The 24,112-nt window shown below is 70.8% G+C and carries 25 protein-coding genes and 1 pseudogene; 10 read left to right on the plus strand and 16 right to left on the minus strand.

What is annotated here, in order from left to right; genetic code table 11:
• Positions 1-119: 119 nt before the first annotated feature.
• From uraD to AB0N63_RS01235, 6 genes are all read left to right on the plus strand, one after another.
• Positions 120-629, plus strand: coding sequence for a 2-oxo-4-hydroxy-4-carboxy-5-ureidoimidazoline decarboxylase (uraD, locus tag AB0N63_RS01210; RefSeq protein ID WP_365522375.1), 510 nt, complete (start codon positions 120-122; stop codon positions 627-629).
• 31 nt (positions 630-660) lie between these two features.
• Positions 661-1,062: a hydroxyisourate hydrolase gene (uraH, locus tag AB0N63_RS01215; protein WP_365522378.1), complete on the plus strand. Its 402-nt coding sequence runs from the start codon at positions 661-663 to the stop codon at positions 1,060-1,062.
• Positions 1,063-1,069: 7 nt separating this feature from the next.
• A complete protein-coding gene (gene pucL / locus AB0N63_RS01220) occupies positions 1,070-2,005 on the plus strand; it encodes a factor-independent urate hydroxylase (RefSeq protein ID WP_365522380.1) in 936 nt (311 codons plus the stop codon).
• Positions 2,006-2,069: 64 nt separating this feature from the next.
• Positions 2,070-3,482, plus strand: a complete 1,413-nt coding sequence (locus AB0N63_RS01225) for a nucleobase:cation symporter-2 family protein (RefSeq protein ID WP_365522382.1) — start codon at positions 2,070-2,072, stop codon at positions 3,480-3,482.
• A 66-nt stretch (positions 3,483-3,548) separates the two neighbouring features.
• Entirely contained in the window at positions 3,549-4,934 is a 1,386-nt protein-coding gene (locus AB0N63_RS01230; RefSeq protein WP_365522385.1) for an 8-oxoguanine deaminase, read from the plus strand.
• 237 nt (positions 4,935-5,171) lie between these two features.
• Positions 5,172-6,587, plus strand: a complete 1,416-nt coding sequence (locus AB0N63_RS01235) for a nucleobase:cation symporter-2 family protein (protein WP_365522387.1) — start codon at positions 5,172-5,174, stop codon at positions 6,585-6,587.
• Between the two features lie 78 nt (positions 6,588-6,665).
• On the opposite strand, the gene AB0N63_RS01240 is transcribed toward AB0N63_RS01235, so the two are convergent.
• The 6 genes from AB0N63_RS01240 to AB0N63_RS01265 all read right to left on the minus strand — a co-directional run bounded on the left by AB0N63_RS01240 (position 6,666) and on the right by AB0N63_RS01265 (position 9,913).
• A complete protein-coding gene (locus AB0N63_RS01240) occupies positions 6,666-7,088 on the minus strand; it encodes an acyl-CoA thioesterase (protein WP_365522390.1) in 423 nt (140 codons plus the stop codon).
• 70 nt (positions 7,089-7,158) lie between these two features.
• On the minus strand, positions 7,159-7,818 hold the full coding sequence (locus AB0N63_RS01245; protein WP_365522393.1) for a hypothetical protein: 660 nt from the start codon (positions 7,816-7,818) through the stop codon (positions 7,159-7,161).
• 110 nt (positions 7,819-7,928) lie between these two features.
• Entirely contained in the window at positions 7,929-8,546 is a 618-nt protein-coding gene (locus tag AB0N63_RS01250; RefSeq protein ID WP_365522395.1) for a histidine phosphatase family protein, read from the minus strand.
• 97 nt (positions 8,547-8,643) lie between these two features.
• Positions 8,644-8,844, minus strand: coding sequence for a DUF397 domain-containing protein (locus tag AB0N63_RS01255; protein WP_365522397.1), 201 nt, complete (start codon positions 8,842-8,844; stop codon positions 8,644-8,646).
• Positions 8,841-9,053 (minus strand): DUF397 domain-containing protein, encoded by a 213-nt coding sequence (locus AB0N63_RS01260; RefSeq protein WP_365522399.1) that lies wholly within the window; start codon positions 9,051-9,053, stop codon positions 8,841-8,843. The genes AB0N63_RS01255 and AB0N63_RS01260 overlap by 4 nt, the downstream gene beginning before the upstream one ends.
• The gene (locus AB0N63_RS01265) at positions 9,053-9,913 is read right to left on the minus strand and encodes a helix-turn-helix transcriptional regulator (protein WP_365522402.1); all 861 of its coding nucleotides are present in this window, start codon (positions 9,911-9,913) and stop codon (positions 9,053-9,055) included. The genes AB0N63_RS01260 and AB0N63_RS01265 overlap by 1 nt, the downstream gene beginning before the upstream one ends.
• A gap of 152 nt (positions 9,914-10,065) precedes the next feature.
• Between AB0N63_RS01265 and AB0N63_RS01270 the strand changes: the two genes are divergently transcribed.
• Entirely contained in the window at positions 10,066-10,530 is a 465-nt protein-coding gene (locus tag AB0N63_RS01270; RefSeq protein ID WP_365522404.1) for an ATP-binding protein, read from the plus strand.
• A gap of 217 nt (positions 10,531-10,747) precedes the next feature.
• Positions 10,748-11,975, plus strand: a pseudogene (thrS, locus tag AB0N63_RS01275) (threonine--tRNA ligase).
• Between the two features lie 53 nt (positions 11,976-12,028).
• Here the strand turns inward: thrS and AB0N63_RS01280 are convergent.
• From AB0N63_RS01280 to AB0N63_RS01290, 3 genes are all read right to left on the minus strand, one after another.
• A complete protein-coding gene (locus AB0N63_RS01280) occupies positions 12,029-12,385 on the minus strand; it encodes a hypothetical protein (RefSeq protein WP_365522406.1) in 357 nt (118 codons plus the stop codon).
• 200 nt (positions 12,386-12,585) lie between these two features.
• Complete coding sequence (locus tag AB0N63_RS01285) at positions 12,586-14,025, minus strand: hypothetical protein (protein ID WP_365522409.1); 1,440 nt, start codon at positions 14,023-14,025, stop codon at positions 12,586-12,588.
• A gap of 16 nt (positions 14,026-14,041) precedes the next feature.
• Positions 14,042-14,506, minus strand: a complete 465-nt coding sequence (locus AB0N63_RS01290) for a hypothetical protein (RefSeq protein WP_365522411.1) — start codon at positions 14,504-14,506, stop codon at positions 14,042-14,044.
• A 138-nt stretch (positions 14,507-14,644) separates the two neighbouring features.
• On the opposite strand from AB0N63_RS01290, the gene AB0N63_RS01295 reads away from it, so the two are divergent.
• Positions 14,645-14,914, plus strand: coding sequence for a hypothetical protein (locus tag AB0N63_RS01295; RefSeq protein WP_365522413.1), 270 nt, complete (start codon positions 14,645-14,647; stop codon positions 14,912-14,914).
• A 451-nt stretch (positions 14,915-15,365) separates the two neighbouring features.
• On the opposite strand, the gene AB0N63_RS01300 is transcribed toward AB0N63_RS01295, so the two are convergent.
• From AB0N63_RS01300 to AB0N63_RS01310, 3 genes are all read right to left on the minus strand, one after another.
• On the minus strand, positions 15,366-15,779 hold the full coding sequence (locus tag AB0N63_RS01300; RefSeq protein ID WP_365522416.1) for a hypothetical protein: 414 nt from the start codon (positions 15,777-15,779) through the stop codon (positions 15,366-15,368).
• 59 nt (positions 15,780-15,838) lie between these two features.
• Positions 15,839-17,452 carry a serine/threonine-protein kinase gene (locus tag AB0N63_RS01305; protein WP_365522418.1) on the minus strand — a complete coding sequence of 538 codons (1,614 nt, stop codon included), beginning with the start codon at positions 17,450-17,452 and terminating at the stop codon, positions 15,839-15,841.
• Positions 17,453-17,563: 111 nt separating this feature from the next.
• Positions 17,564-18,772, minus strand: coding sequence for a pyridoxal phosphate-dependent aminotransferase (locus AB0N63_RS01310; RefSeq protein ID WP_365522421.1), 1,209 nt, complete (start codon positions 18,770-18,772; stop codon positions 17,564-17,566).
• A gap of 81 nt (positions 18,773-18,853) precedes the next feature.
• On the opposite strand from AB0N63_RS01310, the gene AB0N63_RS01315 reads away from it, so the two are divergent.
• Entirely contained in the window at positions 18,854-19,480 is a 627-nt protein-coding gene (locus AB0N63_RS01315) for a helix-turn-helix domain-containing protein (protein ID WP_365522423.1), read from the plus strand.
• A 60-nt stretch (positions 19,481-19,540) separates the two neighbouring features.
• Here AB0N63_RS01315 and AB0N63_RS01320 read toward each other — a convergent pair whose 3' ends face one another.
• The 4 genes from AB0N63_RS01320 to AB0N63_RS01335 form a co-directional block, all read right to left on the minus strand.
• Complete coding sequence (locus tag AB0N63_RS01320; protein ID WP_365522425.1) at positions 19,541-20,356, minus strand: hypothetical protein; 816 nt, start codon at positions 20,354-20,356, stop codon at positions 19,541-19,543.
• Positions 20,356-21,621 (minus strand): VWA domain-containing protein, encoded by a 1,266-nt coding sequence (locus tag AB0N63_RS01325; protein WP_365522427.1) that lies wholly within the window; start codon positions 21,619-21,621, stop codon positions 20,356-20,358. The genes AB0N63_RS01320 and AB0N63_RS01325 overlap by 1 nt, the downstream gene beginning before the upstream one ends.
• 74 nt (positions 21,622-21,695) lie before the next feature.
• On the minus strand, positions 21,696-22,436 hold the full coding sequence (locus tag AB0N63_RS01330; protein WP_365522430.1) for an NUDIX hydrolase: 741 nt from the start codon (positions 22,434-22,436) through the stop codon (positions 21,696-21,698).
• Between the two features lie 36 nt (positions 22,437-22,472).
• The gene (locus AB0N63_RS01335; RefSeq protein ID WP_365522432.1) at positions 22,473-24,011 is read right to left on the minus strand and encodes a hypothetical protein; all 1,539 of its coding nucleotides are present in this window, start codon (positions 24,009-24,011) and stop codon (positions 22,473-22,475) included.
• Between the last annotated feature and the right edge of the window lie 101 nt (positions 24,012-24,112).

Raw genomic sequence — 24,112 nt, forward strand, 5'->3', positions numbered from 1 at the left:
CGGCCCGACTCCGGGGTTTACCCGGAATTTTCAACAAAGTGTTGACGTGATGTTTCGGAGAGCGTTAGCTATCCGCAGCCCGTTCAGCACGAAGGCCGTTCGCGGCCACGGAGGCTCCCGTGACTACGACTTCCACGCCGTCGGGCCTCGCCCGCTTCAACGCCCTCCCGGACGCCGCGGCCCGCGCCGCGCTCCTGGAGGCGTGCGCCGCCACGGCGTGGGCGGAGCGGCTCCTGGCCGCCCGTCCCTACGCCGGCGCCGACGATCTGTACGCCGCCAGCGACGCCGCCATGGCCGGGCTGACGGAGGCGGACCTGGCCGAGGCGATGGCCGGCCATCCGCCGATCGGCCGCCCCAAGCCAGGCGACCCGACTTCCGCCCGCGAACAGAGCGGCATGGCCGGGGCGTCCGAGGACCTGAAGGCCGAGATGCTCGAACTCAACCTGGCCTACCAGGACAGGTTCGGTCATGTCTTCCTCATCTGCGCCACCGGCCGGACCGGCGAGCAGATGCGGGACGCGGTCAAGGAGCGGATCGGCAACTCGCCCGAGCAGGAGAGGGAGATCGTCCGCACCGAACTGGGGAAGATCAACCGTATCCGGCTTAGGCGGCTGCTCGAAGACGCCTGAGCCCCGCTCGACGACGCCCGAAGAGGAAACCATGAGCACCGAGACCACCGCCTCAGTGTCCACGCACATCCTGGACACCAGCGTCGGCCGTCCCGCCGAGGCCGTCGCCGTCCACCTCTCCGCCCGCTCCGGGCGGGACGCGGACTGGCAGGCGCTCGGCGGGTCCGCCACCGACGCGGACGGGCGGTGCAAGGACCTTCCGGCCCTGCCGGAGGGCACCACCCACGTACGGCTCGACTTCGAGACCGAGCCGTACTTCGCCAAGAAACAAGCCGCGGCCCAGCAGGACGCCCCCGCGCTCCGGGACAGCGAGAACGGCCGGCCGGTGTTCTTCCCCGAGGTCACCATCACCTTCGCGGTGGTGCCCGGAGAGCACTACCACGTTCCGCTGCTGCTCAACCCGTTCGGCTACTCCGTTTACCGAGGGAGCTGACCGACACATGACCCGTTTCGTCCTGGGACAGAACCAGTACGGCAAGGCAGAGAACCGCGTAGTCAAGATCACGCGTGACGGCGACACGCACCACATCAAGGACCTGAACGTCTCCGTCGCCCTCTCCGGCGACATGGAGGAGGTCCACCGCAGCGGCTCCAACGCCAACGTCCTGCCGACCGACACCACCAAGAACACGGTGTTCGCCTTCGCCAAGGAGCACGGGATCCAGAGCGCCGAGGACTTCGGCGTCAAGCTCGCCCGCCACTTCGTGGACAACAACGAGCCCATCCACCGGGCCCGCATCCGCGTCGAGGAGTACGGCTGGGAGCGGATCGAGACCTCCAAGGGCGGCGCCCGCTTCGTCGGCGCCGAGGAGATCGCCCACTCCTTCGTCCGCACGGGCCAGGAGACCCGCGTCGCGCAGATCACCTACGACGGCCACGGCATCCAGGTGCTCTCCGGCTTCAAGGACCTCACCGTCCTGAACTCGACCAACTCCGAGTTCTTCGGCTTCCTCAAGGACAAGTACACCACCCTCCAGGAGGACCACGACCGCATCCTCGCCACCACCGTCTCCACCTGGTGGCGCCACAACTGGGACGGCATCGACTCGCACGCCCCCGACTGGGAGCGCTCCTACCACGGGGTGCGCAAGCACGCGCTCCAGGCGTTCGCCGAGACCTACTCGTACTCGCTCCAGCAGACCCTGTTCGAGATGGGCGTCCGGGTGCTCAACTCCCGTGACGAGGTGGACGAGATCCGCTTCTCGATGCCCAACAAGCACCACTTCCGCTCGGACCTGTCGCCCTTCGGGATCGACAACCAGGCCAAGGACGGCGCCGTGTACTACGCCGCCGACCGCCCCTACGGCCTGATCGAGGCCACCATCCTGCGCGACGGCGCCGAACAACTCATCCCGGTCGACATGACCAACCTCTGACGCGGGACGCGCGCCACCGGCCCGGCCGCCCGGGCCGGTGGCGCGCCACACCGGAGGGAACACCATGGCACAGCCTGCAACGGAGCCGGCGAAAGGCTCCTGTTCCACCCCGCCGGTGCACACCGAGGACGCCGTCACGTCCGTGCACCCGGTGGACGAGAAGCTCCACCCCTCGCGGCTCGTCCCCGCCGCGCTCCAGCACATCGCCGCCATGTACGCGGGCGTCGTCACTCCTCCGCTCATCATCGGCCAGGCCTGCGGCCTCGACATCGCGGCCCGCACCCGGCTGATCGCCGCCTCGCTGCTCATCGCGGGCGTGGCCACCATCCTGCAGACCATCGGCGTCAAGGGACTGGTCGGCAACCGCCTGCCCTTCGTGAACGCGGCCTCCTCGGCCGGCATCGCACCCATCCTCGCCATCGCCGAGACCAACTCCAAGGGGCACCAACTCCCCGCCGTCTACGGCGCGGTGATGGTCGCCGGCGTCTTCTGCCTCGCCATCGGACCGTTCTTCGGACGGCTCCTCAGATTCTTCCCGCCGCTGGTCACCGGCGTGGTCATCACGCTCATCGGCGTCACCCTGATGCCCGTGCCCGTCGGCTGGGCGCAGGGCGGCGACAAGACCGCCGCCGACTTCGGCTCGATGCGCAACCTCGCGCTCGCCGCCTTCACCCTCGCCGTCGTCCTGCTGATCCAGCGCTTCGGGAAAGGGTTCGTCAAGCAAGTCGCCCTGCTCTTCGGCATGTTGGTCGGCACGCTGGCCGCGATCCCGTTCGGCATGGCCGACTTCAGCGGCATTCAGTCCGCGCCCGTGGCCGCGCTGCCCACCCCGTTCGCCTTCGGCGCCCCCGAGTTCCAGCCCGCGGCCATCCTGTCGCTGTGCATCGTGATGCTGGTGCTGATGACCGAGTCCAGCGCCGGGATGCTCGCCCTCGGTGAGATCTGCGACCGCCGCGCCGACGCACGCACCATCACCCGAGGTCTGCGCACCGACGGCATCGCCACCCTGCTCGGCCCCGTCTTCGGCGGCTTCCCCACCTCCGCCTTCGCCCAGAACGTCGGCGTCGTCTCGCTCACCCGGGTGCGCAGCCGCTACGTCGTCGCCGTCGCCGGCGGCGCCCTCCTATTCCTCGGCGGGTTCCCGGTGCTCGGCGCGGTCGTCTCCCTCGTGCCCATGCCGGTCCTGGGCGGCGCGGGCATCGTGCTGTTCGGCTCGATCGCCGTCAGCGGCATCCGCACCCTGTCCGAGGCGGGTCTCGACGACAGCTCCAACATCATCCTGGTGGCCGTCGCCCTCGGCGCGGGCATCATCCCGCTGGCCGCACCGACCTTCTACGCCGAGTTCCCGGCGTGGGCGCAGACCGTCCTCGGCTCCGGGATCAGCGCCGGCGCGATCGTCGCGGTCCTGCTCAACCTGTTCTTCCACCATCTCGGCACCCGGAGCCGCACCGCGGCCCCGGCACTCAAATCCTCCTAGGGTCCTGCCGTGCCCTCCCCGTGGTCCCTCCGGCCACGGGCCGCCACTGAAAGACAAGGAAGCGCAATGGCACCATCGGCAGCCCAGCGCATCGTCATCGAGAACTGTTCGATCGCGACCGTGGACGCGAACGACACCGAGTACGCCTCCGGCCACCTCGTCATCGCGGGCAACAGGATCGAGTCCGTCGGCGCCGGCCGGGCCCCCGAGAACCTGGCGGACGTGGAACGCCGGATCGACGCGCGCGGCCATCTGGTCACGCCCGGTCTGATCAACACCCACCACCACTTCTACCAGTGGATCACCCGCGGCCTGGCCACCGACCACAACCTGTTCAACTGGCTCGTCGCGCTGTACCCCACGTGGGCGCGCATCGACGAGGAGATGGTGTACGCCGCGGCCCAGGGCTCGCTGGCGATGATGGCCCGCGGCGGCGTCACCACCGCCATGGACCACCACTACGTCTTCCCGCAGGGCTCCGGCGACCTGTCCGGGGCCGTGATCCGCGCCGCCCGCGAGATGGGAGTCCGCTTCACCCTGGCCCGCGGGTCGATGGACCGCAGCGAGAAGGACGGCGGCCTGCCCCCGGACTTCGCCGTCGAGACGCTGGAGGGCGCGCTCGCCGCCACCGAGGAGACCGTCAGGAAGCACCACGACGCCTCCTTCGACGCGATGACCCAGGTGGCCGTCGCCCCGTGCTCCCCGTTCTCCGTCTCCACCGAACTGATGCGCGAGGGAGCGGAGTTGGCCCGCCGCCTCGGCGTACGGCTGCACACCCACGGCTCGGAGACGGTCGAGGAGGAGAAGTTCTGCCACGAGTTGTTCGGCATGGGCCCCACCGACTACTTCGAGTCCACGGGCTGGCTGGGCGAGGACGTGTGGATGGCGCACTGCGTCCACATGAACGACAGCGACATCGCCGCCTTCGCCCGCACGAAGACCGGTGTCGCCCACTGCCCGTCCTCCAACGCCCGCCTGGCGGCCGGCATCGCGCGGGTCCCCGACATGCTGGCGGCCGGCGTCCCGGTCGGCCTCGGCGTGGACGGCACCGCCTCCAACGAGTCCGGCGAACTCCACACCGAACTGCGCAACGCCCTGCTGATCAACCGCCTCGGCGCGCACCGCGAGGCGGCCCTGAACGCCCGTCAGGCCCTGCGCCTGGGCACCTACGGCGGCGCGCGGGTCCTCGGCCGGGCCGAGCAGACCGGCTCGCTGGAGCCCGGCAAGCTCGCCGACCTGGTGCTGTGGAAGATGGACACCCTCGCCCACGCGTCGATCGCCGACCCGGTGACCGCGCTCGTCTTCGGCGCGGCGGCCCCGGTCACCGCGTCCTTCGTCGACGGCCGCCAGATCGTCGCCGAAGGCCGACTGCTGCACGCCGACGAGGACGCCATCGCCCACGCCACCCGCACCGAGGCCCAGCGCCTGGCCCGGATCGCCGCCCAGCGCTGACCCGCTCCGAGAACTCCGGTCGGGGGGGACGGCCCCCGACCGGTAGCCGCGGACCCGAGCGGGGTCCACGGCGGCCGGCTCCGGGGCGCGCGCGGACGCGCGCGCCCCGGGACGGTGTCCGTTCGCCACCCCCCAGGGTCCCTTCCGAGGGCCCGCCCCCGGTCCCGCACGACCACACACGCACCACCTCCCTGACACCCACGTCAGCAGACGTGTTAACCGACCGGAGGAGCAGCCGTGGCCACTCACCCCGCGTCCCGCGATGAGGCACGACAGCCAGCCGAGTCCACCCACCCCGTCGACGAGAAACTCCCCGCGCTCAAAATGGCGACCAGCGGCCTCCAGCACGTGGCCGCCATGTACGCGGGTGTGGTCGCCCCGCCCCTGATCGTCGGCGCGGCCGTCGGCCTGTCCGGCACCGAACTGACCTTCCTCACCGGAGCCTGCCTGTTCACGGCCGGTCTCGCCACGTTCCTCCAGACGCTCGGCATCTGGAAGATCGGCGCCCGGCTGCCCTTCGTCAACGGCGTCACCTTCGCCGGCGTCGCCCCCATGACCGCGATCGTCGCCTCCACCAAGGACAAGTCCGACGCGCTGCCGATCATCTTCGGCGCGGTCATCGTCGCCGGCCTCCTCGGCTTCCTGGCCGCACCCGTCTTCTGCAAGGCGGTCCGCTTCTTCCCGCCCGTGGTCACCGGCACCGTCATCACCCTGATCGGCGTCTCCCTGCTGCCCGTCGCCTTCGGCTGGGCACAAGGCCCGAACCCGGCCGCACACGACTACGGCTCCGCCGAATACCTCACCCTGGCCGGCATCACCCTGGTCATCGTGCTGCTGCTGCGCCGCTTCACCCGCGGCTTCGTCAAGCAGATCGCCGTCCTGCTCGGCCTGATCGCCGGCACGATCATCGCGATACCCTTCGGCGTCACCGACTTCGGTCCGGTCGCCGACGCCGACGTGGTCGGATTCCCGACCCCGTTCCACTTCGGTGCGCCGCAGTTCCACGTCGCGGCGATCGTGTCGATGTGCGTGGTGATGGTGGTCTCCATGACCGAGTCCACCGCCGACATGCTCGCCCTCGGCGAGGTCGTCGAACGCCCCGCGAACGAGGAGACCATCAAGGCGGGCCTGCGCGCCGACACCCTCGGCTCCGCCCTCAGCCCGCTGTTCAACGGTTTCATGTGCAGCGCCTTCGCGCAGAACATCGGCCTGGTGGCGATGACCCGCATCCGCAGCCGCTTCGTCGTCGCCTTCGGCGGTGGCTTCCTGGTGCTGATGGGTCTGTGCCCGATGGCGGCCTCGCTGATCGCCGTCGTCCCGCGCCCGGTGCTGGGCGGCGCGGGCGTGGTGCTGTTCGGGTCGGTCGCCGCCAGCGGCATCCAGACCCTGGCCCGGGCCGGCCTCGACAAGGACAACAACGTCCTGATCGTGGCCGTCTCCCTGGCCGTCGGCGTCATCCCGATCACCGTCCCGGAGTTCTACCACGCCTTCCCGGAGACGGCCCGGATCGTCCTGGACTCCGGCATCTCCACCGGCTGCGTGGCCGCCGTCGTCCTGAACCTGGTCTTCAACCACCTCGGCAAGTCCCGTAAGGAGGAACGGGACGTCACCCACCCCATGGAGGCGGGCGAGGAGATCGCCGTCGTGCACTGAGGGCACCCGCGGAAGTCTTGAGGGGTACGGCCCGGCGACCACCGGGCCGTACCCCTTTTCCGCGTCCCGTACGCCGCTCTACAGGCCGAACAGGGCCGGGTCGGCGGCGAGTTCCTTGAAGTGCTCCTGGGGAGCGGCGACCAGCTTGCGCGTCTTCAGGTCGAGCAGGCCGCCGACGGCGGTGATCTCGGCGGCCACCGTGCCGTCGGTCTTGCGGACCGTCTGCTCGATGCGGAACGTCTTGCCGCCCGCCCACGAGAACGCGCAGGTGATGTCGATCTCGTCGCCCGCCAGCAGCTCCCTGCGGTAGCGGATCGTGGTCTCCAGGGCCACCGGACCCACGCCCCGCGCGACCAGCCCGGTCTGGGTGATCCCGGCCGCCCGGAGCAGCGACCAGCGGGCGTGCTCCGCGTAGTTGAGGTACACGGCCTGGTTGACGTGGCCCTGTGTGTCGGTCTCGTACCCCCGGACGGTCACCCGGACGGAAAACGGCTCGCTCACGGCATCCCCTTCGCAGCGTCTCGCATGTCGGTCCCCCCGATGTCGGTCGCCCCCGATCTTGGCACGCCGGTCACACCCGGCGCGGGGACGCCAGCAGATACCTCGCCCGGGTCCGCGGCTCGGTGTACTCCCCGGCCTGCCACCCGGCCCGCTCCAGCGCGGCCGCGCACGCCCGCAGCGTCTCACCGTCCGGGCCGTACACCGCGACGGCCTCCGGCTGCGCGGTGGCCCGCACCCGGTACCCGTCGTCCCCGTCCGGCCCGGCGGGACGGCACCCGGCCGCCTCCAGGGCCAGCGCGGCGGCCCGCACCAGATGCGTGCGCTCCCACCCGCACGGACGGTCCGGGCTGCCGTCCGGATTGGTCATCCGGCGCAACTCCAGCAGGCCCTGCCAGGCGCTGTGCACCTCGCGGACGCGGGCCGGGTCGCCGGGCCCGGCCGGCGGGTGGTCCTCGCCCCCGACGCGGGCGGCGAAGACACCGCCGGGAGCGTCCTGCGGGGCGGTGGCCGTGTCCGTGATGGCGGCGGAGCCGTCCGGTTCGGGCTCCGCCTCCCGTATACGGTGTCCGGCCGGGGTGAGGAAGTGGTCGTGCGGCGGGCGCGGGTGCCGGAAGGCGAGCCCCCGCCTGACCAGCGCGTCGAGCTGCGCCGGGGTGCCGCGCAGCCGCCCCGTCACCGGGTCGGCCGCGTCGATCACACGGCGCTGCGCCGCCGTCGGCGGTCGTGTCACGGCGTCCTCCCTCCCCGGTCCCGCGGCATGGACGAGTGGGCCGGGAGAGGTTCACCCGACCCACTCGGAAGGCTACGGCCCGGGTCTGACAACGAGCCGTCGGCCGGCCGTCAGTCGGACGAGTCGACCGGCGCGGGCGGCCGGATGTTCCAGCCCGCGATCACCGGCCGGTCGTGCTCGGTGCCCAACCGGCACACCGTCCCCGTGGCCAGCTGGAACAGCGCGCCCGCCGACGGCGGCAGACCGAGCCGCCGCGCGGTGAGCACCCGCAGGAAGTGGCCGTGGGCGACCAGCAGCACGACGCCCTCCGTGTTCGCGAACGCGGCGTCCACCTTCGCCAGCATCCGGTCGGCCCGCTCGCCGACCTGCTCCACGGACTCCCCGGGATGCTCCGGCGGCCCCGGCGCCACCCCGTCCGTGAACAGGAACCAGCCGGGCCGTGTGCGCTGGATCTCGGGCGTGGTGACGCCCTCGTAGCCGCCGTAGTCCCACTCGTGCAGGTCCGCGTCGACCCGCGCGTCGTGCACGCCGATCAGTTCGGCCGTCTCCCGAGCCCGCTGCAAGGGGCTGACGAAGGCCGCGCCGATGCGGTGCGAGCGGATCAGCGGCGCCAGCCGCCGCGCTTCCTCCCGGCCGTGCTCGGTGAGCGGCACGTCCGTGCAGCCGGTGTGCCGCCCGGAGCGCGACCACTCGGTCTCCCCGTGCCGGACGAGAAAGAGGTCACCCACGTCCGCTGTTCCTTCCCTGTCGTTGCCGACGACACCTTTTCACGTGGCCGGGTACCCCCGCAGCCGGGACTGCGCCGTACGGCCGGTGGGGCGTCGTTCAGCACTCGGCGGCGGCGTAGGGAAGGAACGCGGCCCACCCCGCCGGGGCGAAGGCCAGGTGGGGACGGTGCGTGTCCTTCGAGTCGCGGACGTGGACGGTCCGGGGGGTGTGGGCGACTTCTACGCACTCGGGGCCGTCGTTGGTGCTGTAGCTGCTCTTGAACCAGTTCAGGGTGGGGTCGGAGGAGGTGTTCGTCATTTGTTCTCTCCTTCTTCGACGGTGTTGATGAAGGTGGTCCATTGGTGGGGGTGGAAGGCGATGCTAGAGCCATGGAGGCTTTTGGAGTCACGGACGTGGATGTTGGCCGAGGTGAGAGCGATCTCGACGCAGGCTGCGCCGTCGGGGGCGCTGTGGCTGCTTCTGAACCAGTTCAGCGCGGAATCAGTCCCACCTGAGAGAGTGGTCATCAGGCTTCTGCCAGTACTTTTTTGATGACGGTCAGAGACTTTGCGGGCGTCAGGGCCTGCGATCTGATGATGCCGCAGCGGGCATCAAGAATTTGGACCTGTTTCGGATGGGACATGAGGTGACTGGTGAGCTGGGCCTCTGTGTGCGCCACCGTGTTCCCTTCCCTGAGCCGCATCAGCTGGATCGAGCCGGAGAGACCCGCGTGGTCATCGGTGTCCGTGGGCATCACCTGAATGTCCACGTTCCGCTGTTGGCCGACCTCCAACAGGTATTCAAGCTGGTTCCGCATCACGATCCTGCCCCCGAGTGGGCGGCGCAAGGCAGCCTCTTCCAGCACGAAGCTGAGAACGGGCATCGGCCGGCGGTCGAAGATGTCCTGACGAGCCAGCCGCGCCGTGACGAGGCGTTCCACTTCCTCTTCGGTGAAGGCGGGGCGACGCGAGCTGTACAGAGCTCTAGCGTAGTCCGGGGTCTGCAGCAGACCGTGGATGACGGAGTTGACGTAGCAGCAGATCTCGACCGCCTGCGCCTCCAGGTTCCGCAAGTCCCGGATTTTCTTGGGATACCGGACGTCGTCCACGTCCTCCTGCAACCCGATGATCACGCCACCGGCGTCCAGTACTCGCTCAGCTGCCTCAAGGAACTGCAGCTTCGGTGCGCGTCGTCCCCGTTCCACAGCGGAGACCTGTTCCTCGCTGTAGCCGATGGCAGTGCCCAGCTCGGCCTGCGTCATTGCTCTGCGCTCGCGGCACCTTTTGATGACCCTCCCTACTGTCCTAAGGACCGCCGCCGTCTCCTCGTCTCCCCATACCGCTTGCATCGGGTCGTAGAACAGCGGCTCATGCTGCGTCGAATTCATGCTGGGACACCTCCCGTATGTTGGCCAACTCCCCGCCGCCTCGCGGCGTAACGCGGCGCCGCCCGTACAGACCCCGACGTCACCCGGACAGTGACGCTGCGTACCGTCGTCGTCGCTGTGCAGCGTAGTGACGAGCCGCCACGCTGGGTGACATGAACGCCGAGATCTCCACCCCCGGGTGGACCGCAGAATCCCTCGCGCCCACGGGGCACTTCACGATCCGTCTGTCGGCGACGCCGAGGGGCGCCCGGCTGGCCCGCCGCCTGGCGACCCAGCAACTGGCGGACTGGGGCTGGGGGTACGCGACGGAGGCGAGCGGCACGGTCGCCCTGCTGGTCGCGGAGCTGACCGCGAACGCGGTACGGCACGGCCGGGTGCGCGGCCGGGACTTCCGCATGTCACTGACCCTGCACGCGGCGGACCCGGCGCTGCGGATCGAGGTCACGGACGCGAGGCCGGACCGCTGCCCGCCGACGCCGGGCACCCTCCCGCAGTCGCCGCCGGAGGCGGAGTCGGGCCGGGGCCTGCTGCTGGTGGAGGCCCTCTCGACTCACTGGGGAGTGACGAACGGGGACCCGTACACGAAGACGGTGTGGTGCGAGGTCCTGCTGAACTGACCGCGCCGCCGCAGGCCTGGCCCGCGGCGGCGCCGCGAAACGAGAGTGCGGGCGCCGTCGGCCGCTGCTAACGTCCGACGCGTGAAGCGCGCTGCGATGACGACGACGCCGGAGAGTGTCCCGGCGCGCTGACCGATGTCTCAGTCCGAAGCCCCGGGGCGAGTGCCCCGGGGCTTCGGCTTGCGGTCGCTCGCCCGATGTCCGCGAGGAGACCCCTGTGCACGACCACCACAAGCTCGGCCGTGAACTGGACCTGTTCGACACCGACCCGCTGCTGGGCGCGGGCCTGCCGTACTGGCTGCCCGACGGCGCGACCGTCCGGCACACCCTGGAGGGGAGTACATCCGTGACGCCGAGCGGCGGGCGGGGTACCGGCACGTGTACTCGCCGGTCCTCGGCAAACGCGAGCTGTACGAGATCTCCGGGCACTGGGCGCACTACAGCGACGACATGTTCCCGCCCATGGAACTCGGTGGGGAGCAGGTCGTGCTGCGGCCGAGCCTGTGCCCGCACCACGCGGTGATCTACCGCTCCCGCGCGCACAGTTACCGCGAGCTGCCGCTGCGCATGGCCGAGCTGGGCGGGATGTACCGCTCCGAACCGTCGGGCGTCCTCGGCGGATTGACCCGGGTACGGGCGATCCAGCTGAACGACGCGCACATCTTCTGCACCCTGGACCAGGTCGCCGAGGAGGCGGGGCCGCGCTGGAGATGATCCGCCGGGCGTACGAGGCGCTGGGCATCGTCCCCGCCCGCTACCGCCTCTCCCTCCCCGGTCCCGGCGGCAAGTACGTGGCCGCACCGGAGAAGTGGCGGCGCTCCACCGCCCTGCTGACCGAGGTCCTCGACCGCTCCGGGCTGCCCTACGAGGCGGCCGAGGGCGAGGCGGCGTTCTACGGCCCGAAGATCGACGTGCAGGTCGCCGACAGAGCCGGCCGCGAGTCGACCCTGTCCACCGTGCAGGTCGACTTCCACCAACCCGAGCGGTTCGACCTGCACTACGTCGGCGCGGACGGGGCCAGGCACCGCCCGGTGATGGTGCACCGCAGCGTCATCGGCAGCGTGGAACGGGCCGTAGCCCACCTCATCGAGGTGCACGGCGGAGCGTTCCCGGCCTGGCTGGCCCCGGTCCAACTGGTCGTCGTGCCGGTCTCCGCCGCCGAACTGCCCCACGCCGAGGCCCTGGCCCGGCGCTGCGCCGACCTCGGCCTGCGCGCCGAGATCGCGGCCCCGGAACGCGGAACCCTCGGCGCCCGCATCCGCGAGGCCCGTCTGATCCCGTACCAGGCCGTCGTCGGCGCCAGGGAGGCCGCCGACGACCACATGTCCCTCCGCCTGCGCGACGGCCGCCGCCTGCCCCCACAGCCGACCACCGACGCCCTCGCCCGCATCAACGCCCTGATCGCCTCGCACAACCCCGAGTTGTGGCCCGCCGTCGACGCGTAACGAGTACAGCGACCGCATACGCGTGAGCCGTCGTCCTGCCTGCGGCCCGGGCCTCAGTCCACGCCTCGGAGGTACACCCGGCTGTGCTGGGCGTCGAGCGGGTGCACAGCGGCGCTGAGCGAGTTCAAGTCACCCTGGCAGGGGGTGCACACCGGCCCTTCGGTGACGTCGGCGAGCGCCTCGGGCTCAGGCAGTCCGAGATGGGCGAAGGGAGTGGTCGGTTCGCCGTCACCGGCGGAAGAGAGGGGACGCGCGCGGTGCGACAGAGGGTTGTCGGGCCGCAGCTTCCGGACGAACGCCTCGGTGTCCCCCTTGGGCAGCGTGAACACGAGCAGCAGCCCGTCGTCCTGGAAGCCCTTCTGGTAGGCGGCCCGCACATCGGTGGCCCCCTCCGGGATCGTCGTACGCATACGTCGAGCCACCACCGCCGGCGTCGTTCCCTCGACCCAGTACGGCACCCGTCGCCCCGCGTTCGATTCCGCGCGCCCGGAGCCGTGTGGTGCGGACCCCGACGAGCAGGCCCCCAGCGCGCCCACCAACACGACGCCCAGCACCGCACCAACCGTACGGCTCAGTCCCCTGGGTTCCGCCGCGCGCGAGAACTGGTCCCTCATCGTGCGTCCCCGTTTCGCCCGATGTCCGTACGCGTTCCGTCCCGACCAGGAGCGGCCGGAGGGGGCAGCGGTGCCGAATCGCCACTGCCGGTGCCCAGGTCGTAGTGCCGCACTGTTCCAGTGCCTCGCATGTCGTACTCCTTCGCCAGGCCGGTCGTGTGCAGATGAGCCATGTCCGCGTCGGTCACGGTCGTCGGCCCGATCTTGGTGGCCTTGCCGGGGTCCCAGTTGTACCGGTCCCAGACATTGACCCGGTAGTCGAGACTGACCTTCGGTCTGCCGTCCGGTCCCGGCACCACGGTGACAGCACCGGTGGTGTTGGTGTTGGCGCTGCCGACCGCCAGGTACCAGTTGCGGTCGCTGTGCGTGTATCCGGCGCCGGCGGTCTCGACCGGGATCGTCACCGGCTTGCCGCCGGACTTCTCGAAGGCGTCCAGTGCCGTGCGACGCCATTCGTCCTGGTGGTCCCGGATGGACTTCTCGGCTGCGGTACGAAGCGCGACGTTGTCACGCATCATCCTGTCCACATCAAGATCGAGAGTCGTCCCGGTGCCACGCAGATAGTGGTCCATGTTGTGGGCGGCGTCGGTGTTGCCGATGAAGTCGCCGCCGTTCGACATGGCCTTCGCTTGGGCGAGGACCCAGAAGTCGTGTGCGCCGGGGTCGGCCACGTCGTACGGACCCGCGCCGTCGTCAGGTGCCACCTGCTTGACCTGAGGGCTGAGGATGCCGGCCGAGAGCAAGTCGTCCTTGTGTCGAGTCCACAGTTCGGCGCGAGCCTGCGGGCTGAGTGACTCCCACAGCCGTCGTAGTTCCGCCTTCTGCCGCGCGTTGGCATCGCCGCCGAGTTCGGCGAGTTCCCGGGCGCGCGGCAGCATGTCCTCATCAAGCGAGGTATAGGTGGCATGGCCCGCGTTGTAAGGATCGTTGCCGTGGCTGCGGCTCAGTGCACGAACGGCGGCGGCGTCGATCTCCGCGGCGTGACGCACGACGTCGGCGAGGCTGTCCGCGTACCACTGCATCAGATCCTTGGCCTTCTGCCCCTCCTCCTTGCCGTCGACCGTGCACATACCGGGCATGACCTTCACCGAACCGTTCTCGCCGGCGACGACGAGGTAACCGTCCTCGCGGGCGTCCGCCTCCAGGCTCTTCGCCCTGTGCTGCAGGCCGACCAGCTCTTGATGGGCGTCGTCCAGGACGCTCCAGATGCTTTTGGCCTCACTGTGCAGGTCGGCGCACTCCTTGGCCGTCTTGTCCACGAACTCGCGGGTCACAGTGGCGTTGACTCCGGCCCAGCGCGCCTTGTCCGCCTTCGCCCTCAGCCCGTCCTGGGCGTCCTTGGCCAAGGCCTCCAGGTGTTTGACCGCCTGCGCCCACGTGCCCACCGCCGACCCGAGTTTGCTCAGGTCCACGTTCAGCAGATCGTGGTAATCCATGCTTCGAACCCCCCGATCACTTGAAGTAGCTGCTCAGGACGGACACGGGCACGGCGGTGCCGTTCCGGCTGCGGACCTCGGCGGCGATCGTGTCGTCGTCGTGCGCGTGCCGCTTCTTGGAATAGTCCAGGTGGTTCGATATGTGGGCGAACGCATGCAGGACCGCTTCGACCTGCGAGGTCCACACCGAAACGGTCGTCTCCAGCCCCGCCCCCATGCCGAAGTGGTGACTCTTCAGCGCGGCGGCGGCCTGCATCGTCGTACCGGCGCCGTGGGCATCGGCCCCCGCGCCCGCGATGTCGACCTGATCGTGCAGGCGGGTGTGAAGCTGGAAGGCCTCGTGCCCGACGGCGCCCAGGTCGTCCTGATGGACGACGAGATCCCCGTCACCGCCCCCGCTCGGCGCGTGGTCGAGGTGCAGACCTGTCGCCCTCCCCTCGGCGACATGTCTCCTCGACTGCTCCCATTCATCCCAAGTCATGTGGAACGGACCCCCGTTGCGACGGCTTGACGGCCCCGTCATGTATACACGTGATCGCAGCTTACGTAGGTATGACCGCGTCGATGTGGGCGTTGGTTCCCAGCCCCTACCGCGATCGGACCGCACTGGGTCGTCCCGGTGCGTCGTTGTCTGGAGAAGCTGGAGGAGGCGGTCGGAGCCTGGGAGCCGGCAGCCTCGGCCGAACCCGACTGGCTGACCAAGGTGACTCCGGACGGCGAGACGCGCAAGTGTGAGTGCTGGTTCACCGACCTGGACGGGACGAAGCACTGCTACCACCTGCATGCTCGCTTCACTCCGGGACCGGGCCGCATTCACTTCCGTCTGCTCCCGACGAAGCGGGCGATCCAGGTCGCACACATCGGCAGCAAGATCCGCCCGGACCTCTGAACCACCCCACCGTCTGGCGACACAGCAGCCGGCGGACTGGGGCTGGGGGTACGCGACGGAGGCGAGCGGCACGGTCGCCCTGCTGGTCGCGGAGCTGACCGCGAACGCGGTGCGGCACGGCCGGGTGCGCGGCCGGGGCTTCCGCATGTCACTGACTCTGCACGCGGCGGACGGACCCGGCGCTGCGGATCGAGGCAACGGACGCGAGGCCGGACGACCGGCCGCCCACGCCGGGCACCCTTGCGCAGTCGCCGCCGGACGCGGAGTCGGGCCGGGGCCTGCTGCTGGTGGAGGTCCTGTCGACCCACGGGGGAGTGACGAACGGGTACCATCGCGGCACGCGGCGGCGGACTACGCCTAGACGCGCCCGCATTCGATGGTGTTCCCAAACTGCAGGACACATTGGCGATGACGAGTAAGTGTGGGCCCGCGCCGCACACCCTCCGGTCGGTCAGACCCCGCCATGCGGCGGCCGAGACCTGAGGAGACCGCCGGTGAGCCGCCAGTAGTGGTGGTGATCGGTGAGCCGCCAGGTCTCGTCGGCGGTGATCGCCTGCTCGATCCATTCCCGCAGTTGCGGGAGGGCCTGCTCCCGGAGGACCGCACGGGTGGCGGCGCGGCCCGCGGCGGCCACCGGATGCACGTCGACGAAGCAGCCGACCGAGTCCGGATGGACGCCGCGGCCGTAGGCGCGGGACAGCGGAGCGACCCAGGCCGCTCCGAGGACGATGTCCCCGCTGTCGTCCCCGGTGAGGAAACGCAGCTCCCTGACGTGGTCCAGGTGCGGGCCGAGACACTGGGCGACGTCGGTTCTCGTCAGGGGCCAGGCACGGTGCCGGGGCAGCCGTCGATCGCGTGCGGACATGCCGGACAGGATCGCAGACGGGGGCGAGGCGGGGCAGCCGCCCCGCAGGCGGGCGCCGGTCAGCCCCAGACGGGTTTCTCGCGGTTCTCCGGCTCCTCGGTCAGGAACCCGTCGAGGAAACGGGCGATCTGGACCGCTCTGCTCGTGCAGAACTCCTGACGGCCCGTCTCGTCCGCCGGGATCTCGGACTCCCTGTACGACACCGTGACGAGGAGATTGTCCTGCCGGAAGTGAACGGAAGTCGCGTCCTTCTTGCCGGACCTGTCGCTCGACTCGTCCTGCACGGACTGAAGCGCCTCTTCCGCCGGCAGGTCGGACTCCGGCACCTTGCTGGTGTTGATGGTGCGGTCGAAGGGGTTGGGGCCGGGCGTGATCGAGGCCATCTCCTTGTGCGCGTCCGCTTCGCTGTCGAGCAGCCGTGCCTCGATGGTCAGTCTGAAGGGGAAGTTGCCGTTCGCCTTCCATCCGCAGGTCGCGTTCTTGCTGTCGTTGTCGGTCCGGGGAAGCTCCCAGCCCGCCAGTTGGGTGAAGCCGCGCAGCTCGTTGCGATCCAGGTAGCCGCATACGTCCGGCATCCGTCGGAACTGGGCCGTCGCCGTCGGGCTTGGGCTCGGGGCCGATACGGCGCCGTCGGCACGGTGGCCGGCCGTGGCGTAGTAGGTGCCGGCGGCCACCAGGAGGAGGACCGTCGAGAGGGACGCCAGAAGCACGGGACCCCTGCCGCCGGTCCAAGGGCGGTCGCGCTCCGCGGCCTTGGGCGGCTCGGCGTCCTCGCTGTCGCCTCCCGCGTCGGGAAGGACGCGTGTGAGCGTGGCCGGTGGCAGCGGCACGGTGTGGTCGGTGTCCGCGCGCAGCCGCGCGAGGCGCTCGCGCACCGCCGCCGCCGTGCGGGGACGGTCGTCCGGATGGCGCTGGAGGAGGTCCGTCAGCAAGCGCGTCACCGCCGCGGGGACGTCGGGACGCGACGCGGTCACCGGCCGGGGCTCTTCGTCGAGTTTGCGGCGGACCACCGCCAGCGGGGTGCCGTCGCCGAACGGCGGCTCCCCGGCGAGCAGGGCGAACAGGACGCTGCCGAGGGCGTAGAGGTCGGAGCGTTCGTCACCGCGCTGGTCCAGGAACTGCTCCGGCGCCCCGTACTGGGCGGTGCCCACCGGCGAGAGCACGCTGGTCGGCGCGACCGTGAACGTATGGGCGTGGGTGAAGCCCGCGATGCCGAAGTCCACGACCTTGACCGAGCCGTCGGCGGTGAGCATGACGTTGGACGGCTTGATGTCGTAGTGCACGACGTTGACGGTGTGCGCGGCCACGAGGGCGGCGCAGATCTCCTCGGCGATCTCCAGGGCGCGCGCGAGGGGCAGGGGGCCGTGACGGTGCAGATGCTCGGCGAGGCTGGTCCCTTCGATGTGCTCCATGACCAGGAAGTGCACGTCCTCATGGACTCCGCTGTCGTGGAGGGCCACGACGTTCGGGTGGTTGATCTGGGCCGCGGCGACGGCCTCGCGTGCGAAGCGCCGGACCAGCTCGGGCGATGCGCTGTCGTCGTGACGCAGGAGCTTGACGGCGACATCGCGGTGCAGGCGCCGGTCACGGGCGGCCCACACCTGGCCCATGCCGCCCCGGCCGAGCAGCCGCGTCAGTTCGTACCTGTCCGCGATGAGAGCGCCCCGCTCCACCCCGCCACCTCCCGTGATCGGTACCGGCGCCAGCATGACGGACCACGCCGGGATGCGGCAGCCGGTTCCGATGTTCAGCGACCTCGGGCCGGGCAAGGGATGCAGGGGCCCCTACTGCCGGTACCCCCCGAGGAACCGCCCGATCCTGCTGATCGCCGTGTCCAGGACGTCCGCGTGCGGCAGGGTGAGGATCCGGAAGTGGTCGGGGGAGGGCCAGTTGAAGCCGGTGCCCTGGACGACCTGGATCTTCTCGCGCAGCAGGAGGTCCAGGACGAACTTCTCGTCGTCGTGGATCTTGTGGACCTCCGGGTCGAGGCGCGCGAACGCGTACAGCGCGCCCTTCGGCTTCACGCACGAGACGCCGGGGATCTCGTTCAGCTTCTCCCAGGCCACGGTGCGCTGCTCGTACAGCCTGCCGCCCGGCGAGGTCAGCTCCTTGATGGACTGGCGGCCGCCCAGCGCGGCCTGGATGGCGTACTGCGCGGGCGCGTTGGCGCACAGCCGCATGGAGGCCAGCATGGTCAGGCCCTCCAGGTAGTCGCGCGCGTGCTGCTTCGGGCCGGTCACCACCAGCCAGCCCGAGCGGAACCCCGCCACCCGGTACGTCTTGGACAGGCCGCAGAAGGTGAGGACGACGAGGTCCGGGGCGAGCGCGGCGGTCGAGTGGTGCACGGCGTCGTCGTAGAGGATCTGGTCGTAGATCTCGTCGGCGAACACCATCAGGCCGTGCCGCCGGGCGAGATCGAGGATGCCCTCCAGGATCTCCTTGGGGTACACCGCGCCGGTGGGGTTGTTCGGGTTGATGATCACCACCGCCTTGGTGCGGTCGGTGATCTTCGCCGCCATGTCGTCCAGGTCCGGGTACCACTCGGCCTGCTCGTCGCACAGGTAGTGCACCGCCTTGCCACCGGCCAGCGTCGTCACGGCCGTCCACAGCGGGAAGTCCGGCGCGGGGATGAGGATCTCGTCGCCGTCCTCCACCAGCGCCTGTACGGCCATGGAGACCAGCTCCGAGACGCCGTTGCCGAGGAAGACGTCGTCCACGCCGACCTCCAGCCCCCGCTCCTGGTAGCGCTGGGCCACCGCGCGCCGCGCCGAGAGCACGCCGCGCGAGTCGGTGTAGCCGTGCGCCTGGGGCAGCATCCGGATCATGTCCTGGAGGATCTCCTGCGGGGCCTCGAAGCCGAACAGCGCCGGATTGCCCGTGTTCAGCCTGAGGACGCTGTGGCCCGCCTCCTCCAGGGCGTTGGCGTGCTCGATCACCGGGCCGCGGATCTCGTAGCAGACCTCGCTGAGCTTGTTCGACTGCCGGAACTCCATGCGCCCCTCCGGGAACTCGTGTTGCTTGGTTTTACCAAGTAGGAGCTTGGAAAGTCCAACGACATGTCTAGACTGCGTCGCATGCCACCTCGCCGAAGCTACGACCAGTACTGCTCCGCCGCCCGCGCGCTCGACCTCGTCGGCGACCGCTGGACGCTGCTGATCGTCCGTGAACTGCTGGCCGGTCCGCGCCGTTACACCGACCTGCACGCGGACCTGCCCGGAGTCAGCACGGACGTGCTGGCCTCACGGCTGAAGGACATGGAGCGCGACGGACTCACCGCCCGCCGCCGGCTGCCCCCGCCCGGTGCCGCCTACGTCTACGAACTCACCGACCGCGGCGCCGCGCTGCTGCCCGTGCTCCAGGCGCTGGGGGAGTGGGGGCAGCCCGAACTCGGCGCACCCCGGCCCACCGACGCCGTACGCGCCCACTGGTTCGCGCTGCCCCTGCTGCGCGCTCTCGACGGCGAGGGCCTGGTCGAAGTGCGGCTGGAGGAAGGCGTGTTCCACCTCCACCTCGGTGCGGTAAGCGGTCCCGTGTACGGCGACGGTCCGGCGCCCGGCGAGCCCGACGCCCGGCTCGTGCTCGACTCCGCCGTCTGCACGGCCGTGGCCCGGGGTGAGGTCACCCTCGTGGACGCGGTGCGCGACGGGCGGGTGGACGTGAACGGCGAGGGCGCGCTGGCCAAGGCGCTGCGGGAGGGATGACGGAAGGCCCGCCCTCCCGGAGGAGAACGGGCCTGCGGCCGAACAGGGGGTGACGGCGTGTCAGACGTTCGGCGGCACCCGGGACGGCCGTCCCGAACCCCGCGTCAGCGCGTAGCCGCCGATGCCCGCGAGCGCGGCCAGCACGGCGCCGATCCCGCTCCACACCCAGCGGTCGGACCACCAGGAGGAGGACCAGCCGCCGTCCGGCTCGATGCCCGACAGGACGGGGTGCTTCCTCGAGCCGTCCGCCGCGTCGCCGTCGTCCTTGGCGGAGGTGACCGCGATGCCCGGGACCAGCGGCTGCGCCAGCGAGCCGTCCACGGCCGCCGGGCCGCCGATGTGCTTGGAGTCCGCCCGCACCTCGGCGCTCACCGGCTGCCCGAGATCGGACGCTTGGAGGCCGACCACCGTGAGCCGCACGTAGTACGTTCCGGGCAGCGGGTCGTTCGCCCACGGCTCCGACCAGGCGCGCACCGTGCGCAGGACGCAGGCCAGCTCCACGGTGGCGGTGCCCGCCGCCGCGGTGCGGGTCTGCGCGCCGTACTGGCACGCCTGGCGGCGGCGCAGCCCGTCGTACACGTCGAGCTGCCAGGACTGCGTGGCGTGCTTCTCCGACAGCTTCACCGTCGCCTTGACGGTGGGCCGTTCGCCCGCGTCCGCCGGGAACGACCAGTACATGTAGTCGCCCGTGGAGCCGGAGGCGGTCGCCCGCTGTCCCTGCTCGATCTCCGTCGCCGTACGGAACGACGTACCCGCCAGGGTCGGGGCGTCCTTGCCGCCGGACGGGCTCGGGGAGGGCGAGGAGTCGGCGGCCGCCGGACCCGCGGCCAGTCCCACGGCCAGCAGCGCCGCGCTCAGCACACGTGTGAAACGCATCAGTTCGTCCTCCAGATCGCGACCCGCCAGCGCGAGAGCCAGCCCCATACGAGGCCCGCCAGGAAGCCGACCACCACCAGCAGACCGAGCAGCCACCAGCCGCGGCCCAGACCGAACGCCGCCACGTCGTGCGCCGCGCTCGGACCGTCCACCACGTCCACGGTCAGCTCCAGCGGCAGACCCGGCGTGGTCTTCACCCCCGGCGCCGCCGAGAAGGAGTTGGTGACCTGGAGGCACACCGTCTCGGCCGGCGCGGCGTCATCGTCGCTGTCGGCCTTCGGGTAGCGCAGACCGGTCGAGATCACGTCCGTACGGCCGGTGCCCGCGGCCTCGCCGCGCACGATCTCCCGCCCGTGCAGCGTCACCGCCCGCAGCAGCACCCCGTAGTCGGGGCTCACCGTGCGGTCGTCGGCGACGCTCACCGAAGCACGCAGCTCCTGACCGGGAGCGACGTCCACCCGGTACCAGCGCTGCTGACCGAACTCCTCGCGGTCGGTGTACAGCCCGGACTTCACCTCGGGCGCCTTGGCGCAGTCGGCGGCGCCCTGCACGGCCACCGGGGTCACCACCGGATCGGCGGCCCTGTCCACCAACTGGCCGACCCGGTCGCTCAGTTCGTCCTTGTGCCGGACGTCTGTGTAGGTGCCTCCGGTGGCGTCCGCGATGCAGCTGAGCTGGTCGCGGGTCTTGGCGTCGGGCACCAGTCCGAGGGTGTCGATGGTCAGGCCGATGCCCTTGGCGGCTATCTCGCGGGCCACCTCGCACGGGTCGAGCGGCTGGCAGGTGTCCTCGCCGTCGCTGATCAGGACGATACGGCGGGTGCCGTCACCGCCTTGGAGGTCGGTGGCCGCCTTCAGCAGCGCGGGGCCGATCGGCGTCCACCCGGTCGGGGACAGCGTCGCCACGGCCGTCTTGGCCTCGGTGCGGTTCAGCGGGCCGACCGGGTAGAGCTGTGCGGTGTCCTTGCAGCCCTCCTTGCGGTCGTCGCCGCGGTAGTTGGCGCCCAGCGTGCGGATACCGAGCTGGACCTCCTCGGGGGTCGCGTCGAGCACTTCGTTGAACGCCTGTTTCGCCGCGGCCATCCGCGTGCCGCCGTCGATGTCCCGGGTGCGCATGGAACCGCTGACGTCCAGGACGAGTTCGACCTTCGGCGCGGCCTGGCCGTCCGTCTCGTCGGCGACCGCGCCGGCGGGGAACGCGATCCCGGCCGTCAGGGCGGCGAGCAGAGCACAGACCCCTGCCGCCAGCCGTTGTCTTGTGATCATCGGCGGATCCTATTGACCAAACCCGTCCCGCTTCAAAACGACGGGTGCCCGTGGAGGCCGTCCCCGTCGCGCCGTCAGGTCGCACCGCCCTCCCGGTCCGTGGCCAGGAGACCCGCGAGACGGGCCCGGTACAGCGCCGCGACGGTGAACCCGTCGGTGATCCGCCCGTCGGCCACCATGGCCTCCGCCTCGCCCGCAGTCACCGTGACGACCCTCCCGATCGCCTCGCCCTGCTCCGGATCGCCGTAGCCGTCCACCCGCGCCGCGTACAGCCGGACCTGATGGGCCAGCAGGCCGGTGTCGGGGTGGACGTCGCCGAGGGCGATCACCTCCGTCGGGGTCGCGGCGATCTCCTCGCCCAGTTCCCGTGCGACGTTCTCCTCGCCGGTCGCGCCGGGGTCCCCGAAGCCCCGGACCACCTCCCAGTGCCGCCGGCGGGTGGCGTGCCGGTAGTGCTCGATCAGCACGACCTTGCGCTCGGGTCCGAGCAGGGGCAGCACCACCACGCCGGGGGAGGCGTCGGGAGGCGGCAGAAGCCGGTCGTACAGGCCCAGCCGGCCGTCGGGGAAGCGCACGGGGTCGCGCAGGTACCAGAGATAGCGGTTGGCCGAGACCACACCGGTCCGGACCGGCCGGACCACCGCCCTCAGCCGCGCCCACAGGGCCCCGGCCCGGCCCCGCGGGCCCCGTCCGGCCGCGGCGGCCGCGCGCCGGGCCCGGCGCACCGAGGCCGGTTCCGTCAGGATCTCGATCTCTCCGGGGTCGTTGCGGAACCACTCGGGGACGGCCCGGCGCAGGGCCTCGTACCGGCTCATCGGACCTTTCGGGCTGTGCAAGGGCGTACTCCGGGGTCAGTACTCGGGCAGGTCTTCGTTGTCCTGGGTGGTCGTGGACGCCGTGCCGGTGGCGCCGGGCCCGGTCGCGTCCCGGTAGCCGGGCAGCCGTCGTACGAGATCGTGGAACTGCGCCCACTCCCGTTCACTGGCCAGCCGCACGGCGGCTATCTCGCGGGCGAACCGCTGCTCCTGCCGCCCGGCGATCCGGTTGCGCAGCACCAGCTGCACCGATCCGGTGAGCGACCCGCTCACCGTCAGCGGCAGCACCGAACCCGCCACCTCCCACAGGTCGTTGCCGCTGACGGCGGTGAACACGGCCGCGCCCACGGTGACCACCACCTCGACCACCGGACGCCACGGGGCCGGGCGGGCCCGCCGGCGATGCCGGGCCAGCTTCAGGATCTCCGAGTTGAGCCGCACGTACCGGTCGAAGACCCGGCCCACCGAGTCGTGGAACGCCTCCGGAGCGGCGGTCAGCGCGCCGAACGCCCGGACGTACTCGTTCCACGCGGAGGTCTGTCGCAGCTGCCAGATGTCGTGCAGGGTCAGCGCGTTCACGGCGGCCGGGGTCAGATGGTCCTGGACCGTGGCGAAACTCTGCCGCCGCAGCAGGGTGAGCAGTTGCTCCGGGTCCTCGATGAAACCCGCCGTGCTCCTGGCCTCCCGGGCCTCCTGGAGCACCACCCGGCGCAGGCTGCCCACGGGGGTGAGGGGGTAACCTCCCAGCGCGTCGGCCAGGTTGACGTTGTAGATCAGGTCGAGGAGCTGCTTGATCTCCGCCGCGAAGGGCTTGCCCCCGTCGTATCTGCCCTCAGCGATGTTCGTCCCGGGCACGGACACGAACTCCTCGTACAGCGTGTTGCGCACGACCGGCTGCCTGCGGACGCTGAGGTCGTTGCTGAACGCGACGACCTCGCCGAGCCGGCGCGCGAACCGGTCCGCGTCCCGCCGGTCCACACCGACCTGGGCGGCGAGGACGTCGATGTCCTTGGCCGTCAGGCCCTGCACCCGCTCGGCGAACGGCTGGAACAGGCGGATCCGGGTCTGCTCCCGGTTCTCCTGGTCGCCCGAGGTGTCGTCCCAGGACATGCGCACACAGCGCACCCGGTCCGTGGCCGCGATCCCCGCCAGCGTCTCCTGCCAGGCGGTCAACCCGTCCGGCCGGGCGTGGAGATGGGCCGGCGGCTCCTCGGCCGGGTGCCGTTCGTTGAGCAGGAAGGGCACGATGGCCCCCGACGCGAGGAGCTTCTGGTGCGCCGTGCGCGCCTCGCCCTCCTCCGCGAAGTCGCGGCTGATCGCGTCGTTGTTGTAGAAGTAGGCGCGGTTGATCACCACCTGGCTCGCGTTGATCAGGCTGCGGAAGTACTCCGCCCGCACCTCCTGGAGCCGCTGCGGGGCGATCTGGTCGAGGGACCGCCCGCGCGCGATCATGTCCTTGGCGAGAGGCGCCGGAACCCACTGGTTGTCCAGCGATTGCGCGATCACCGCTCCGGGCTCCAACTGCTCCGGGCGGATCGGCGTCATCAGGCCGTCACTGCTGTTGCCGTCAGTCATCTGCTGCTCTCGGGACTCTCGTGCCGTGTGGACTCCACAGAGCTACCTCCCGGGCGGTGTCGCAGGGGCCGATGTGTCCTTTTCGGTACACACGATGACCG

It is taken from the genome of Streptomyces sp. NPDC093260, assembly GCF_040683715.1.
GTDB lineage: Bacteria > Actinomycetota > Actinomycetes > Streptomycetales > Streptomycetaceae > Streptomyces > Streptomyces sennicomposti.

Coding starts and splice junctions, on each gene's coding strand:
- AB0N63_RS01330 (WP_365522430.1), bottom strand. CDS start 22,436: ATGAGCCGGTACGAGGCCCTGCGCCGGGCCGTCCCCGAGTGGTTCCGC.
- AB0N63_RS01265 (WP_365522402.1), bottom strand. CDS start 9,913: ATGAATTCGACGCAGCATGAGCCGCTGTTCTACGACCCGATGCAAGCG.
- AB0N63_RS01335 (WP_365522432.1), bottom strand. CDS start 24,011: ATGACTGACGGCAACAGCAGTGACGGCCTGATGACGCCGATCCGCCCG.
- AB0N63_RS01225 (WP_365522382.1), top strand. CDS start 2,070: ATGGCACAGCCTGCAACGGAGCCGGCGAAAGGCTCCTGTTCCACCCCG.
- AB0N63_RS01260 (WP_365522399.1), bottom strand. CDS start 9,053: ATGACCACTCTCTCAGGTGGGACTGATTCCGCGCTGAACTGGTTCAGA.
- AB0N63_RS01320 (WP_365522425.1), bottom strand. CDS start 20,356: ATGCGTTTCACACGTGTGCTGAGCGCGGCGCTGCTGGCCGTGGGACTG.
- pucL (WP_365522380.1), top strand. CDS start 1,070: ATGACCCGTTTCGTCCTGGGACAGAACCAGTACGGCAAGGCAGAGAAC.
- AB0N63_RS01325 (WP_365522427.1), bottom strand. CDS start 21,621: ATGATCACAAGACAACGGCTGGCGGCAGGGGTCTGTGCTCTGCTCGCC.
- AB0N63_RS01315 (WP_365522423.1), top strand. CDS start 18,854: ATGCCACCTCGCCGAAGCTACGACCAGTACTGCTCCGCCGCCCGCGCG.
- AB0N63_RS01270 (WP_365522404.1), top strand. CDS start 10,066: ATGAACGCCGAGATCTCCACCCCCGGGTGGACCGCAGAATCCCTCGCG.
- AB0N63_RS01300 (WP_365522416.1), bottom strand. CDS start 15,779: ATGTCCGCACGCGATCGACGGCTGCCCCGGCACCGTGCCTGGCCCCTG.
- AB0N63_RS01290 (WP_365522411.1), bottom strand. CDS start 14,506: ATGACTTGGGATGAATGGGAGCAGTCGAGGAGACATGTCGCCGAGGGG.
- AB0N63_RS01230 (WP_365522385.1), top strand. CDS start 3,549: ATGGCACCATCGGCAGCCCAGCGCATCGTCATCGAGAACTGTTCGATC.
- AB0N63_RS01285 (WP_365522409.1), bottom strand. CDS start 14,025: ATGGATTACCACGATCTGCTGAACGTGGACCTGAGCAAACTCGGGTCG.
- AB0N63_RS01310 (WP_365522421.1), bottom strand. CDS start 18,772: ATGGAGTTCCGGCAGTCGAACAAGCTCAGCGAGGTCTGCTACGAGATC.
- AB0N63_RS01255 (WP_365522397.1), bottom strand. CDS start 8,844: ATGACGAACACCTCCTCCGACCCCACCCTGAACTGGTTCAAGAGCAGC.
- AB0N63_RS01280 (WP_365522406.1), bottom strand. CDS start 12,385: ATGCGTACGACGATCCCGGAGGGGGCCACCGATGTGCGGGCCGCCTAC.
- uraH (WP_365522378.1), top strand. CDS start 661: ATGAGCACCGAGACCACCGCCTCAGTGTCCACGCACATCCTGGACACC.